13 protein-coding genes and 1 riboswitch are annotated in these 14,038 nt (G+C 61.7%); of the genes, 1 reads left to right on the top strand and 12 read right to left on the bottom strand.

What is annotated here, in order from left to right:
* Positions 1 to 114: 114 nt before the first annotated feature.
* Positions 115 to 966: a DUF4394 domain-containing protein gene (locus tag AADW23_RS06315; protein ID WP_341863673.1), complete on the top strand. Its 852-nt coding sequence runs from the start codon at positions 115 to 117 to the stop codon at positions 964 to 966.
* A 539-nt stretch (positions 967 to 1,505) separates the two neighbouring features.
* On the opposite strand, the gene AADW23_RS06310 is transcribed toward AADW23_RS06315, so the two are convergent.
* The 12 genes from AADW23_RS06310 to AADW23_RS06255 all read right to left on the bottom strand — a co-directional run bounded on the left by AADW23_RS06310 (position 1,506) and on the right by AADW23_RS06255 (position 13,824).
* Positions 1,506 to 2,354 (bottom strand): PRC-barrel domain-containing protein, encoded by an 849-nt coding sequence (locus AADW23_RS06310; protein ID WP_341863672.1) that lies wholly within the window; start codon positions 2,352 to 2,354, stop codon positions 1,506 to 1,508.
* Positions 2,355 to 2,611: 257 nt separating this feature from the next.
* Positions 2,612 to 4,276, bottom strand: coding sequence for a 30S ribosomal protein S1 (gene rpsA, locus AADW23_RS06305; protein WP_341864288.1), 1,665 nt, complete (start codon positions 4,274 to 4,276; stop codon positions 2,612 to 2,614).
* 299 nt (positions 4,277 to 4,575) lie between these two features.
* Positions 4,576 to 5,190: a (d)CMP kinase gene (locus AADW23_RS06300; protein WP_341863671.1), complete on the bottom strand. Its 615-nt coding sequence runs from the start codon at positions 5,188 to 5,190 to the stop codon at positions 4,576 to 4,578.
* 184 nt (positions 5,191 to 5,374) lie between these two features.
* Positions 5,375 to 6,724, bottom strand: a complete 1,350-nt coding sequence (gene aroA, locus AADW23_RS06295; RefSeq protein WP_341863670.1) for a 3-phosphoshikimate 1-carboxyvinyltransferase — start codon at positions 6,722 to 6,724, stop codon at positions 5,375 to 5,377.
* A gap of 159 nt (positions 6,725 to 6,883) precedes the next feature.
* Positions 6,884 to 7,591: a tRNA (guanine(46)-N(7))-methyltransferase TrmB gene (locus AADW23_RS06290; RefSeq protein WP_341863669.1), complete on the bottom strand. Its 708-nt coding sequence runs from the start codon at positions 7,589 to 7,591 to the stop codon at positions 6,884 to 6,886.
* Positions 7,588 to 8,073 (bottom strand): hypothetical protein, encoded by a 486-nt coding sequence (locus AADW23_RS06285; RefSeq protein ID WP_341863668.1) that lies wholly within the window; start codon positions 8,071 to 8,073, stop codon positions 7,588 to 7,590. The genes AADW23_RS06290 and AADW23_RS06285 overlap by 4 nt, the downstream gene beginning before the upstream one ends.
* Complete coding sequence (locus AADW23_RS06280; protein WP_341863667.1) at positions 8,070 to 8,546, bottom strand: ABZJ_00895 family protein; 477 nt, start codon at positions 8,544 to 8,546, stop codon at positions 8,070 to 8,072. The genes AADW23_RS06285 and AADW23_RS06280 overlap by 4 nt, the downstream gene beginning before the upstream one ends.
* Positions 8,547 to 8,548: 2 nt before the next feature.
* Positions 8,549 to 9,730 (bottom strand): methionine adenosyltransferase, encoded by a 1,182-nt coding sequence (gene metK / locus AADW23_RS06275; RefSeq protein ID WP_341863666.1) that lies wholly within the window; start codon positions 9,728 to 9,730, stop codon positions 8,549 to 8,551.
* A gap of 6 nt (positions 9,731 to 9,736) precedes the next feature.
* A riboswitch (SAM-SAH riboswitch) is annotated at positions 9,737 to 9,783 on the bottom strand.
* 31 nt (positions 9,784 to 9,814) lie between these two features.
* Complete coding sequence (lnt, locus tag AADW23_RS06270; protein ID WP_341863665.1) at positions 9,815 to 11,326, bottom strand: apolipoprotein N-acyltransferase; 1,512 nt, start codon at positions 11,324 to 11,326, stop codon at positions 9,815 to 9,817.
* Positions 11,323 to 12,219, bottom strand: coding sequence for a transporter associated domain-containing protein (locus AADW23_RS06265; RefSeq protein WP_341863664.1), 897 nt, complete (start codon positions 12,217 to 12,219; stop codon positions 11,323 to 11,325). The genes lnt and AADW23_RS06265 overlap by 4 nt, the downstream gene beginning before the upstream one ends.
* Positions 12,220 to 12,264: 45 nt before the next feature.
* Positions 12,265 to 12,762, bottom strand: a complete 498-nt coding sequence (gene ybeY, locus AADW23_RS06260) for an rRNA maturation RNase YbeY (protein WP_341863663.1) — start codon at positions 12,760 to 12,762, stop codon at positions 12,265 to 12,267.
* Positions 12,763 to 12,810: 48 nt separating this feature from the next.
* Complete coding sequence (locus AADW23_RS06255) at positions 12,811 to 13,824, bottom strand: PhoH family protein (protein WP_341864287.1); 1,014 nt, start codon at positions 13,822 to 13,824, stop codon at positions 12,811 to 12,813.
* Positions 13,825 to 14,038 lie beyond the last annotated feature (214 nt).

Genomic DNA, 14,038 nt, shown 5'->3' with positions numbered 1-14,038 from the left:
CCCATAACCTCGCATTTTTTGCCCGCGAGTGAAACTTTTTGGCGCGGTCCCACGTGGCTTCAAGCGTAACCGGCTTCTGACGGGGCCGAGCCTGATGACATAAAGGACAGACACATGCTTCGCACATTGACCGCCGCTTCCGCCCTCGCCCTTGCCACCGCCCCTGCTTTTGCCGATGGCCACGCTGGCAATTCTGGCTACGCTTTGGCCGCTGACGGCTTGACCTTGCATGTCATGGGCTCCATCGCCGCCCCCGGCGAAGTGCAAAGCTTCGATCTGGCCAACGAGATCGACGGCATCGCATGGCGCCCCGTCACGGGTGAGCTTCTGGGCTACACCAACGACGCGATCTACGTGATCGACACGACCTCGGGCGCGTTGACAGATGTTGAGGCCGCCTATGGCGACGGCGCGATGATCGCCGATGGCGCATTTACCGCGTTTGACTTCAACAACGGCATCGACGCCGTGCGCGCCGTGTCTTCCGCTGGCGACAACCTCGTGTATTTCCCCGCAGGCTTTGGCGACAACGATGAACGCGCCAACACGGTGATCCGCGTGACCGATCTGGCCTATGCTGAGGGCGATGCCAATGAGGGCACAACGCCGATGGTCTTTGCCAACGCTTATACCAACGCGATCAACGGCATGACGGCGGAGAGCACGTTCCAATACGGGATCGACGCCGCAACCGACGCCCTGATCTCGATCGCCAACAACGCCGGCACCTTGGCCACTGTCGCCCCGATCACCGTTGACGGTGAGGCCGTGGATTTGGCCGCTGCGGGCGGGTTTGACATCGTATCCCCGGAAGAAGGCTCGGACGCGGCGTTTGCGATCTTGCAAATGGAAGGCTCGGACATGAGCGGTCTTTACGCCATCGACCTGGAATCTGGCGCGGCTACGGCCCTTGCTGAACTGCCGATGGGCGGCCTGCGCGGCTTCGCTGTCTCCATGGGCATGTAATTCCTGCCCCTTCCCGCAGGGAGGACCTCTCCTCACTGGCCCCGGCGCACCTGCGTCGGGGTCTTTTTTGTGTGCCTGGCAGGGCGCTTTGCTGAATTGAAGCTAGTGAGGGGTGATCCATGCTGCTCGGAAACGAAGGCTCCCGAAGCGGACGGGGGTGCGACCTGATCTGTGCCAGGAGTTGTCATTAAAACGTGCCTCGGCGCATCCGCGATGGCTCCCTCATTCGGGCAGCACCGCGATGCCTTTTCCGCTACCCAGTCGCCAAACTTGAGTACGGTTCTTGCCGCATGTGAAGCGGAGAACATGACAGGTGATGGAGGACGCAAAAGCCCTTGCAGAAACGCTTAAAGCCCCCGCCACCATTCCCGGGCGTGGCCTGTCCAAAGCGTGGCAGAGGCCGGACCCGCACTGATATCCGGTCTCAGCGCCTAGCCCGCGCCTTTACCCCCTTGGCGCACGCGAAAACGCCGCCACCGGGAAAGCCCAGTGGCGGCGCTATCAATATACAGACGCGTTAGCAGCGTCAGTCGCGTAGGTTAGCCTTCGTATGCAGGCTGTGCTTCAAGCGCTTCTTGCGTGCTGTCGATGTAGACCCGCACGTCGCCGCCTTCACCGCGTACGATTTGCAGTTCGTCAAAGGTCACAGCGATCGAATGCTCACCCAGGCCGAGGAAGCCGCCGATATCCAGCACGGCACGTTCCAGTGTACCGTCGTCGCTCAGCAGCAGCTCGCTGACTTCACCCACATCTTCATCACCGGAACCGTAGACGCGAGCGCCGGTCAGGTCTTCTGTGGTCAGATCATCGCGGCCAACGGTCTCATAGCCGTCACGCTCGATTGCGGGCTGAGCCATCCGAGGACGGTCAGGATCGTCCATTGTCATCATGTCTGCGTCTTCGTCCATGTCGGCGTCTGCGTCCATGTCGGAATGCATTTCTTCATCGCCGCCCATGGCCATTGCTGTGCGCTCGTACTCGGGCGCCTGCTCCACATCGGCAACAGCAGCGTTCACGACCAGGAAGTATTCGTCGGAATCTTCACCATCGGAAACGAATTGGATCTGGTCCATGTTCACGGCGACATCACGCTCACCGATGCCCAAGAAGCCACCGACACCAACGATAACGGACTGTACGTCGCCGTCACGGGTCAGGATGATTTCGTTGATCTCACCGATGTCGTCCCACTCTTGTTCGCCATCATCAGTGACAAAGGGGCCTGTTTCGTTCTCGGTCACGTAAACCCGTGCGCCGATCACCTCGGAGGCGTTCAGGTTCGTCTCTGCATTGAATGCCTCGCCCGAGAAGGGGCCGGAGTGGGCGTCAGCGAATGCGCCAGTAGCCATTACGGATGCGGCAGCGGTAGTGATAAGAAAACGTTTCATGTTGTCTCTCCTTTTTCATCGGCGCGCTTCGTCCGCGCCTTGCATTGGAGAAACGGGCATCCCGGCCCATTGTTCCGATTAATTCGCCCAAATGCGGCTAATATATTTCTTCAAAAAGGCGGAACGAAACCGCGTTGGAAAGCGTTCGCGCCCGCCCGCGCTTCCTTAGATGTCGTCGAAGATGTCGTAGCCTCCGCGCGAACGAAAAAGGCCCCGCCGTTGCCGGCAGGGCCTTTCCCAATTCTATCGCAGAACGATTACTCGTCGTCTTGCTTCAGCGCGGCGCCAAGAATGTCGCCAAGCGATGCACCGGAGTCGGAGGAGCCGAACTGTTCCACGGCCTCTTTCTCTTCCGCGATCTCACGCGCCTTGATCGACAGACCCAGACGACGCGACTTGGCGTCGATGTTGGTGACGCGAACGTCCAGCTTGTCGCCAACCTGGAAACGCTCAGGGCGCTGCTCGGAACGGTCACGCGACAGGTCGGAACGGCGGATGAAGGACTTCATGCCCTCGTAGTCCACCTCGATGCCGCCCTCTTCAATGGCCGTCACTTCAACGGTGATGATGGAGCCGCGCTTCACGCCTTCGATGGTCTCGCCGAAGGGGTCGCCGTCAACTGCCTTGATGGACAGGCTGATGCGCTCCTTGTCGGTGTCAACCTCGGTGACGACGGCCTTCACGATGTCGCCCTTGCGGAACTCACCGATCATGTCTTCACCACGGCCTTCCCATGTCAGGTCAGACAGGTGAACCATGCCGTCGATCTCGCCTTCAAGACCCACGAACAGACCGAATTCGGTGATGTTCTTGACTTCACCTTCAACCTGCGTGCCCTCGGGGTGGCTCTCTGCGAACACTTCCCATGGGTTGCGCTGGGTCTGCTTGAGGCCAAGCGAGACGCGACGCTTCACAGTGTCGATCTCCAGCACCATCACTTCAACTTCCTGGGAAGTGGAAACGATCTTGCCCGGATGCACGTTCTTCTTGGTCCAGGACATCTCGGAGACGTGGACAAGGCCCTCGACGCCGGCTTCCAGTTCCACGAACGCACCGTAGTCGGTGATGTTCGTCACGCGGCCCGTGTGCACGGTGTCCAGTGCGTACTTGGCGGCCACGGCATCCCATGGATCGTCCTGCAGCTGCTTCATGCCAAGGCTGATGCGGTGCGTCTCTTTGTTGACCTTGATCACCTGCACCTTGACGGTCTCGCCAATGGTCAGGATCTCTTTCGGGTCGTTGACGCGGCGCCATGCCATGTCGGTGACGTGCAGCAGGCCGTCCACACCGCCCAGGTCGACGAATGCGCCGTACTCGGTGATGTTCTTGACTACGCCGTCCACAACGTCGCCTTCGTTCAGCTTGCCGATGACCTCGGCGCGCTGCTCGGCGCGGGACTCTTCCAGGATTGCACGGCGCGAGACAACGATGTTGCCACGGCGACGGTCCATCTTCAGGATCTGGAACGGCTGCTTGAGACCCATCAGAGGGCCCGCATCGCGCACGGGGCGCACATCAACCTGAGAGCCGGGCAAGAACGCAACCGCGCCACCCAGATCTACGGTGAAGCCACCTTTTACGCGGCCAAAGATTGCGCCTTCGACGCGCTCTTCTGCGGCATAGGCCTTTTCCAGACGATCCCAAGCGGCCTCACGGCGGGCCATCTCGTGCGACAGCACGGCCTCGCCACGGGCGTTCTCGACGTTGCGAAGGTAAACTTCGACTTCGTCGCCGACCTCGATCGAGGGCGCTTCACCGGGATTTGCGAATTCTTTGAGTTCGACACGGCCTTCCATCTTGTAGCCGACGTCGATGATGGCCTGGCCCGCTTCAATCGCGATGACCTTGCCTTTGACAACCGAGCCCTCGTCGGGCGTGTCAATTTCGAAGCTTTCGTTCAGAAGGGCTTCGAATTCCTCCATTGCGTTCATTGCCATGTGGCGTCTGTTTCCTATCAATTTGATGCTGGCCGCGCGGTTGTCTCCGCCGGTCTTGGTTTATTGGTACGCTACCGCCCATTGGGCTACTTGAGCGCGGGTATCCCCCACAATGCGCCGTAAACGAAAGAAGGCCGGAGCGACTCCGACCTGCCTGTACCTTCGCCCACGATTTATACACCGTCTTGGACAGGCGCGCGTATAGCTGGGGTTTTCCTTGTTTGCAAGGGTTCCGCTATCGGAAGGCCTTGGATCGCGCAGCCACACCGCTCGCGGCTTCAACCTTAAGCCCCGCGCTTGGCCTGAACGGCGGCAATCGCTTCGGCAATTGCGGCCTCTGCGGTCATTTCGCTGGTATCGAGGGTCAACGCATCATCTGCTGCCATCATCGGGGCCGTCGCCCGATCTGCGTCACGGGCATCACGGGCACGGACATCGGCAAGAACGGTTTCAAAATCAGCCTCTTGACCGCGCTCTGCAAACTCATCCATCCGCCGCTTGGCCCGCACCTCGGCGCTGGCGGTAACATATAGCTTCACCTCCGCCCGGGGGCAAATGACAGTACCGATATCGCGCCCGTCCAGAACGGCACCGCCAATGCGATGGGCAAAGGCGCGTTGGAATTCCAACAGCGCATCGCGGACCTCAGGGATCACCGCGACCTTGGAGGCCGCCTGCGCAACCTCGGGCGTGCGCAGGACATCGGGCGTGGCAAGATCATCGGGGGTCAGGGCCAAGGCGGCCTCGATCGCGCGCTCCCCGCGCAGGACTCTCGCGCCCACGGCACGGTACAAAAGCCCGGTATCGAGATGCGCAAAACCGAACTTCTCGGCCACCGCGTGCCCGATCGTTCCCTTGCCCGCTGCCGCAGGCCCATCAATAGCAACTGTAAATCTCATGGTCTCTGGTTCTCACATTCCCGCCCCCCAAGGCAATTGGCCTAGGATCAATACTGGAAAATTCCTTGCGAGAGACGGGATGAGCCCCCCCTCTCGTTGGGGGCAGCCTAAGCGCAGTGCCAACGCCGCGCCAGTCGGCGCTTGGGGCCCACGCCCCTCCTCGCTACGCTCCTCGCAGGAAGGCTCAGGCGACGGGCACCAAAGTTGCCCCAAGCGCGCCCATCAGTGGCTCAAAAATCGGGAACGAGGTCAAAATCGGGCCGGAATCGTCAATCGTGATCCCCTCTTGGCTGGCAAAACCCGCGCAGAGGAACGACATGGCGATCCGATGATCCAAATGTGTGGCCACCGTTGCGCCGCCTTTGACGCCGCCGGGGCCGCGCCCCTCGACGATCCACCAATCGGGGCCATCCTCGACCGTCACCCCGTTCAGGCGCAACCCATCGGCCATGGCCGCGATCCGGTCGCTTTCCTTCACTCGCAGCTCCTTGACGCCGCGCATAACGGTCGCGCCTTCCGCATTGGCCGCGACAACGGACAAAATCGGATATTCATCAATCATGCTCGCCGCCCGCTCTGGCGGCACTTCGATGCCCTTCATGTTCGGCGAGAACTTGGCCCTCAGATCGGCAACAGGTTCTCCCCCCTCTTCGCGGGGGTTCTCATAGGTCAGATCCGCGCCCATATCCCTTAGCGTCTCGAACAATCCTGCCCGGGTGGGGTTGAGGCCGATGTTTGGCACCACCACGTCCGAGCCTTCCGTAATCAGCGCCGCGCAGACAGGAAACGCGGCAGAGCTTGGATCTCGGGGCACCGCAATCACCTGCGGCTTCAACTCCGGCTGGCCCTGCAAAGTAATCACCCGGCCCTCCGCTGTGACGTCGGTGGAAACTACCGCGCCGAAACCCGCCAACATCCGCTCACTATGGTCGCGCGTGGCCTCTTCCTCGATCACAACCGTCTCTCCGGGGGCGTTCAAACCCGCCAACAACACCGCGGATTTCACCTGCGCCGAGGGCACCGGCGTCGTGTATCGCACCGGCATCGGGTCAGTGGCGCCCACTAGGGTCATCGGCAAACGCCCCTGCGCCCGCCCGTAGGCTTTCGTGCCAAACAACGCCAAGGGGTCCGTCACCCGCGCCATGGGCCGCGACCGAAGAGAAGCATCCCCGGTAAACGTCACCGATATGGGCGAGGTCGCCATCGCCCCCATCAACAACCGCACGCCGGTGCCGGAGTTCCCGCAATCCAACACATCATCCGGCTCGGCAAAGCCGCCAACCCCGACCCCGTGAATGGACCATGTTCCATCCGCCTCTCGGGTCACATCCGCCCCAAACGCCCGCATCGCGGCGGCGGTGTCCAACACGTCCTGGCCCTCAAGCAGGCCCGTCACCCGAGTCTCGCCCACAGCCATCGCACCAAAAATCAGCGACCGATGGGAAATTGACTTATCGCCCGGCACTTCTGCCACGCCCATCAAAGCACCGCTCTTTCGGGCCATCATCGGTTTCGGATCACCATGTCCAGACATGTCACGCGCCTCTCATTCAGGGTCGCAGCGGTGATAGACCCGGCCCGCCCCCTCGTCCACACCCCAAACGCTTGGGGCCTCCCCTTCATCTTGGCAAATACACCTCCGGGGGTATGCGCATCCCTTGGATGCGCAGAGGGGGCTGGCCCCCTCCCGTCCTCAACCCTTTCGGAACGTCATGTAATGGGGCACCCGGCCCTCTCTGAAGGCTTTCTGCTCGTATCGTGTGGAAATCCAATCCCCCCACGGCTCCCGCCAATCCCCTGCCTTCTGCGCCAACCACTCAAACCCCGCTTTCGGAACTTCCTCCATGGTCTGGCGCACGTAATCCTTGATGTCAGTCGCCACGCGGAACTCCGCGCCATCCTTCAACACCCGGTGCAAAGGGGCCAGATGCTCTGGCGTCACAAATCGACGGCGATGATGGCGGGTCTTGGGCCAGGGATCGGGGTAAAGCAAAAACGCTTTCGCTATACTCGCCTCGGGCAGCACATCGAACAAATCCCTCGCGTCGCCGGGATAAACTGCAAGGTTCTCCACCCCCGCTTCCCGGATCTTGCCAAGCAACATGGCAACGCCATTGATATAGGGTTCGCACCCGATGATCGCGACATCGGGGTTGCTAGCGGCTTGATGCACCAAATGCTCCCCGCCGCCGAAACCGACCTCTAGCCACACGTCTTTACCGCCGAAGCGCTGACCCAAATCCAGCGCCTTGCGTTCTGGGTTCACGTCCCAATCAACGGCGCCCGGCGACAGGCGCGCCAAATCCTCTTCCAGATAGCGCTCTTGGCTATCTCGAAGGTCATGGCCCTTGCGGCGGCCATAGAAGTTGCGGTGCGGGCGGTTGGGGTGAGGCTCTGTCATAATGGCGGCGGAGTATCTTGATCCTCGGCGCTTCTCAAGCCTTTGGCCCCAATCTGCGCCCTCCCCCACATCACAACCACAAAAAACGCGTGGGTCACAGCGATATAGGTCAGGTGAAGCGCCCAGAATTGGGTGTCGCTCAGCCGTATTTCCGGCCGGTAGCTACGCATCCCCAAGCCGGCCAAGATAATGAAAACGCTCAGGATCGCCGTTGCCGGTAAGGCGATCCACACGGCGTCCCGCCACCCCATGGCGCGGGCCTCGCGAAGCGCAAATCTGCGCCCAATGGCCAAGGTCGGCAGGCTGGCCCAAACCAACAAAGAGACCGCACCACCCGGCCCGTTACCCAAGCGCGAGGCCCACCCATCGGCCAATGTGACCAGGAACAGGTAGATCAAGAGCACCACGGTAGACAGGACAAGCCCCCCCACGTGGCGTGCGCTATAGCGTGCCCGTAACCCGCCCGCCTCTTGCCGTGTCACTCAGCCGCCGTTGCCGCGCGTTTCAACTGGCCTCGAATCGCGGCCCAGAAGAACAGTTTGAAAAGCAGCATCAACACGACCGCAAGGCCCACCATCGGCACCAGGGCAAGAAGCAGATCATCGCCGTTCTCAGCCAGCAGCCTGTCCCATGCCTCGGTATTGCGAGAGAGGCCCAGATAAGCGCCGGCCACCACAGCTCCGGTGAAAATGACGGAACAGATCGCCGCCAGCCCCCAGCCTTCGCCGCCAGACATGGCGCGGCCTTCATGGCGAAAAAAGCTCTGCCCTACCTGAAACGGCGGCACGACAAAAATCGAGGTACTCGCCCCAATCATCGCCGGTCCGGTCATCAGCGTCTCTGCCAAATTCGGTGCGAACCGTAACAGCAGATAGGCCGCACCGAATAAAAGCGCTCCCATGCCGATCACCGACACGATGAAGCGGAAGACGTAGTAGAGCAGTGGCTTCGCCATGCTTACAGCGCCGCCTTGATGGCGTCGGCCAAATCCGTTTTTTCCCACGAGAATCCGCCATCGGCCTCGGGCGCGCGGCCAAAGTGGCCGTAGGCCGCCGTGCGGGCATAGATCGGGCGGTTCATGCCCAGATGGGTGCGGATGCCGCGAGGCGTCAGGTCCATGACCTGGCCCAATGCCCGCTCGATCTCGGCCTCATGCACTTGGCCCGTCTGATGGGTGTCGCAGTAGATCGACAGCGGCTTGGCCACGCCAATCGCATAGCTCAGCTGGATCGTGCAGCGATGGGCCAAGCCTGCCGCCACCACGTTCTTCGCCAGATAGCGCGAGGCATAGGCCGCCGAGCGGTCCACCTTCGTCGGATCTTTGCCCGAGAAAGCGCCGCCCCCGTGGGGTGCTGCACCGCCGTAGGTGTCCACGATGATCTTGCGGCCGGTCAGGCCGGCATCGCCATCGGGCCCGCCGATCACAAACTTGCCCGTCGGGTTCACGTGCCATTCCGTATCGGCAGAAATCCAACCATCGGGCAATTCACCGCGAATGTAGGGCTCTACGATGGCGCGGACGTCGGCAGAGGACAGCGATTCGTCCAGATGCTGTGTGGACAAAACGATGGAGGACACGCCGACCGGCTTGCCATCTTCATACCGTACCGACAGCTGAGACTTGGCGTCGGGTCCAAGCACTGCTTGTTCGCCAGACTTACGAACCTCGGCCAGTTTCTTCAGAATCGCGTGGGCGTAGTGGATGGGCGCGGGCATCAGCTCGGGCGTCTCGTCCACGGCATAGCCGAACATGATCCCTTGGTCGCCTGCGCCTTCTTCTTTGTCCTCAGCCGCATCGACGCCTTGGGCGATGTGAGCCGATTGTTCGTGCAGCAGGTTGGTGATCTCGACCGTCTCGTGGTGGAACTTGTCCTGCTCGTAGCCGATATCCTTGATACAAGCGCGCACGATCGGGTCCACTTTGCCCATATATTCGGCCAGCTTGTCCTGGTCGCTCAGACCCACTTCGCCGCCGATCACGACACGGTCGGTGGTGGCGAAGGTCTCGCACGCCACCCGCGCTTCGGGCTCTTCCGATAGGAAAGCGTCAAGGATCGCGTCAGAAATCCGGTCGCAGACTTTATCGGGGTGCCCCTCGGAAACAGATTCCGAAGTGAACAGGAAGTTATTACGTGCCATGGGGAGTGCTCCATTGAAGATTGCCCCACGCCAGGAAGCCGTTGTGGGGAGGTTTACGCCGCTTACGCCCCTTTGTTGCGGCAATCAATGGGGGCGGCGGCGGCGCGTCGCAACAAGGGCGGCGCCTGTGACAAATATCGCAATCAGAAGTGTCGGTATGTCGCCTGTGCGGGAATAAACCGTCGGCGGCAGCGGTGTGGGAAGCCGCGTGTCCAGCACCCCTTGGCTGTCCATCGGCAAGGCCTGCACCACCGTGCCACGGGCGTCGATTACGGCGGAAACGCCCGTGTTCGCCGCCCGGATCAACGGCAGTCCCTGTTCAGCCGCCCGCAGACGCGCCAGGGCAAGGTGTTGGTAGGGCATCGAAAAACTGCCGAACCAAGCATCATTGGTGACCTGAACCATCCAATCGGGCCGCGCGACCGCGTGAATGTAGCGCGGGAATATCGCCTCGTAACAGATCATCGGGAACACCTGCCCCAAGGGGCCAAGGTCGATCACCGCGGGCCCCGCACCGGGGCGATAACCGCCCGAAAGCTGCTGTGCGAGGCCGCGCAGGCCAAGCCGTTCGGCCAAAGCCCGCAGGGGCAGGTATTCGCCGAAGGGCACAAGGTGGTGCTTGTCATAGACGCTGATAACCGCCCCATCTGCGCCCAGATGCGCCAACATATTGCGCGGCTCACTGCCTGCATAGCGCTGGCCGCCGATCAAAACCTCGGCCTCACCCGCCGCCTCAGCAACGCGGGTACGGGCATCATCAGATCGGTTCAACAGGGTTGGCAGGCTGGTTTCCGGCCAGATGATGAGGTCCGGCGCTCCAAGGGGACCCGCGGCCTGGGCGGAGAGAGCAAGTCCGCGATCAAAGAACACAGGGATCATATCGCGGCGCCACTTCAGGTGCTGGGGCGCGTTGATTTGCACGACACGCACCACGGGGGCATCCGCGGCAGGCTCGGGCGCGGGAGGGGCCAGAGGGATCAGGCCAAGAGCAAGCCCCGTGGCCAGGGGGACCACAGACCAGAGCCGCCGGCGGGCCATGAACAGCGCCGCCGCGCTGGCCGATAGCACAAGCACCACCAGCGTCAGACCATAGGGGCCCACAAATGCCGACAGGGCCAGCGCCTCGCTTCCGATCAACCCGTGACCCGGCTCTGCCCAGGGCAGGCCGGTGAACACCCGGCCCCGCAGCGCTTCGGTCAGCGTCAGCAAACCTGCAAAGGCCAGCGCCCTGAGCGGACCGGAGCAAAGCCGCGCAGAAAGCCACCCCGCAAGGCCCCAAAACAGCGCCAAACCGCCCGCCAGAAGGACGAGCGCAAAGGGGGCCATCCAACCTGTCGCCAATGGGTCCACGAAGAAGGGCTGCACGATCCAATGCATCGACAGGGCGAACCACCCGGCCCCGGCGGACCACGCCCGCCATGCCGCCTTTCGTGGGGAAGGGGCCGCAACGACAAGGGCCGCAACCACCGCGAAGGCCGGGAAAATCACCACCCACAGATTGAACGGAGCCAATGCCAGCGCCGCGATGACGCCTGAAAGAAACGCCAGCGCCAGCACCTGCCAATGGCCCCGCCAAAGCCGTTGTGGCAAGTTCACTCGGCAGCCTCGGCCGGAAGGCGCACGCGCAGGCGTTTTATTCGGCGGGGATCGGCGTCGATCACTTCGAACTCCACGCCCGAGGGATGCGGGACAACTTCGCCCCGTGCGGGCACACGGCCCGTCAGAAGGAAGACCAATCCACCAAGAGAATCGACTTCTTCCTCTTCCTCCTCATCCACCAGATCTACTCCGATCTCGGACTCGAATTCATCCAATGGCGCCCGGGCCAGCGCCAGAAACGCGCCGTCTTCCTCGCGGACCCAAGGCTGCGCTTCCTCAATGTCGTGTTCGTCCTCGATCTCACCAATGACCTGCTCGATCAGGTCCTCGATGGTCAGCAAGCCGTCTACGCCGCCGTATTCATCAATCACCAATGCCATGTGGATGCGATCTGCCTGCATCTTGGTCAGCAGAACGCCGATGGGCATTGACGGCGGCACATACAGCACCGGGCGCAGGCTCTCGGACAGATTGAAGTCCTTGGCCCCACCATTGAACCCATGCTGCAACGCGATGTCCTTGAGGTGCACAAGGCCAATCGGGTCGTCCAAGGTGCCATCGTAAACCGGCAAGCGCGTCAGGCCGCTATCCCGAAATATCTGTACCAGGTCGGGCAAATCCGTGTCACTGCCGACCGAGGTGATCTCGGCCCGAGGGATCGCAACATCCTCCACCCGCATCTGACGCAGGTTCAGGATACCGGGAAGCCTTGGGCCTAGGGTATGAGGGGGGGAAACGACGCCGTTGGACAGGTCACGTTCGGGAGCAGGGCCCGAAGCATCGGCACCAAAAATACGGGCAAAAAAGCCGGGCCTTTGGGCCGGACTATCTTCATCGTCGAGCAGCGCGCCGGGCGCCGCAGCAGACGATGGATCAGGATTTGAGCTCATGGCTCCTTTCCGCAAAAAAACCGGGCCAGAATTGCCCGTGCCGCCCTAATATGGGTCAGGCACCCCCAAGGTTGCAAGTATCTGCGTCTCGAAGCCTTCCATAAGTGCCGCATCTGCATCGGTTTCATGGTCAAAACCAAGGCAATGCAGCAGCCCATGCACAATCAAATGGCTCACATGGTGGGCCAGCGGTTTGCCGCCTTCATCGGCCTCACGCGCACAAGTTTCGAACGCCAGTGCAATATCGCCCAACTCTTCCGGCATGCCATTGGGGTCGGGCAGCGGCAGAGCGGGCATTTTGCCGGGCGTGTTTGGTGCGCGGTCCTCGGCGGGCCAAGACAGCACGTTTGTCGGCGTGGGTTTGCCTCGGAATTCGGTGTTCAACTCGGCGATCCGCGCGTCGTCGCAGGCCATCAAAGACAGCTCGTAAAACCGCGACGTCACGCCGAGGGTGGCAAGGGTTGCCTCCACCGCCGCCTCAGTCATCTGGGCCAAGTCCAGCGCGTCCCAAGCGGGCGCTTCAATGAGGATATCAATCTCCATACCGCGCCCCTTGCACCCTTGCGAGCCGCCCGTCAATTGCTGCCCACCTCAGCCCACCGGGCCGTCCTTGTCGTAGGCTTGGATGATCTTGGCGACCATGTGGTGGCGCACGACATCCTTGGCGGTAAAGTAGTTGAAACTGATGCCCGGCACATCCTTCAAGATACGCTCTGCGTCGGACAGGCCGCTGGTGACGCCGCGGGGCAAATCCACCTGCGTGCGGTCGCCGGTAATGACCATACGGCTCCCCTGCCCCAGACGGGTCAGGAACATCTTCATCTGCATCGACGTCGCATTCTGCGCCTCGTCCAGCACCACGTAGGCATTGGACAGCGTGCGCCCGCGCATGAAGGCCAAGGGCGCGATTTCGATGGTCTTTTCCTCGATCAACTTTGCCAATTGCTTGCCGGGCAGGAAATCGTTCAACGCGTCGTAGAGCGGCTGCATGTAGGGATCGACCTTGTCCTTCATGTCGCCGGGCAGAAAGCCGAGCCGCTCTCCCGCCTCGACCGCAGGGCGCGACAGGATGATCTTGTCCACGTGGCCGCTCATCATCTGGTTCACGGCGACCGCCACAGCGATATAGGTCTTGCCGGTGCCCGCCGGACCGATGCCGAAGGCCAGTTCATTACCATAAAGCGCGCGGACGTAGTCCTGTTGCGCCTGGGTGCGCGGCTCTACCGTCTTCTTGCGGGTGCCGATTTCGAGCGTGCCGCCTTTGAACATCTCGATCTGGTCGCCATCGCGCACGCCGGTGCCGCTTGTTGAACCGTCCATGCGCACCGCAGCGTCGATATCGCCGGGCTCTACCTCTTTGCCTTGCTCAAGACGGGCGTAGAGCCCCTCAAGAATCGCGGCCGCCCGGACGCGCGCTTCGCCGAGGATCGCCAGCAGATTGCCGCGACGGTTGATCTGCACCGATAGCAATTGTTCAATCTGTGCCAGGTTGCGGTCATACTCTCCGCAAAGCTCAATAAGCAGCCGGTTGTCGGAAAACTCGATAACCTGTTCGAGAGATTCGGGGGCAACAGAGGGGGCGCTGGACGGGTCCGCAGGGGGCAGCGTGTTGATTGCCAAAGAAATCTCCGGTTGGGCTGGTGCACCCCGGACATCCCGCGGCGTCTGTTCTGTCCGAGTCTGGCCCCAGCGCCGTGTCTTGTCCACATCCCAAAGGGATCTGTCCGCAATATTTTGTATTTCGGGACAGTACCGCACGCAAAACCTACCCTTTTTCAAAGCAGAACGGGCGACCCATTGGGCCGCCCGCATGCATGAA

It is taken from the genome of Gymnodinialimonas sp. 57CJ19, assembly GCF_038396845.1.
Classification (GTDB): Bacteria; Pseudomonadota; Alphaproteobacteria; order Rhodobacterales; family Rhodobacteraceae; genus Gymnodinialimonas.
This window is presented reverse-complemented; position numbering and strand designations above follow the sequence as displayed.

Bases quoted from the DNA above. Each gene is read 5' to 3' on its own strand.
- AADW23_RS06315 (WP_341863673.1), top strand. From the start codon at position 115: ATGCTTCGCACATTGACCGCCGCTTCCGCCCTCGCCCTTGCCACCGCC.
- AADW23_RS06310 (WP_341863672.1), bottom strand. From the start codon at position 2,354: ATGAAACGTTTTCTTATCACTACCGCTGCCGCATCCGTAATGGCTACT.
- rpsA (WP_341864288.1), bottom strand. From the start codon at position 4,276: ATGGAGGAATTCGAAGCCCTTCTGAACGAAAGCTTCGAAATTGACACG.
- AADW23_RS06300 (WP_341863671.1), bottom strand. From the start codon at position 5,190: ATGAGATTTACAGTTGCTATTGATGGGCCTGCGGCAGCGGGCAAGGGA.
- aroA (WP_341863670.1), bottom strand. From the start codon at position 6,724: ATGTCTGGACATGGTGATCCGAAACCGATGATGGCCCGAAAGAGCGGT.
- AADW23_RS06290 (WP_341863669.1), bottom strand. From the start codon at position 7,591: ATGACAGAGCCTCACCCCAACCGCCCGCACCGCAACTTCTATGGCCGC.
- AADW23_RS06280 (WP_341863667.1), bottom strand. From the start codon at position 8,546: ATGGCGAAGCCACTGCTCTACTACGTCTTCCGCTTCATCGTGTCGGTG.
- metK (WP_341863666.1), bottom strand. From the start codon at position 9,730: ATGGCACGTAATAACTTCCTGTTCACTTCGGAATCTGTTTCCGAGGGG.
- AADW23_RS06265 (WP_341863664.1), bottom strand. From the start codon at position 12,219: ATGAGCTCAAATCCTGATCCATCGTCTGCTGCGGCGCCCGGCGCGCTG.
- ybeY (WP_341863663.1), bottom strand. From the start codon at position 12,762: ATGGAGATTGATATCCTCATTGAAGCGCCCGCTTGGGACGCGCTGGAC.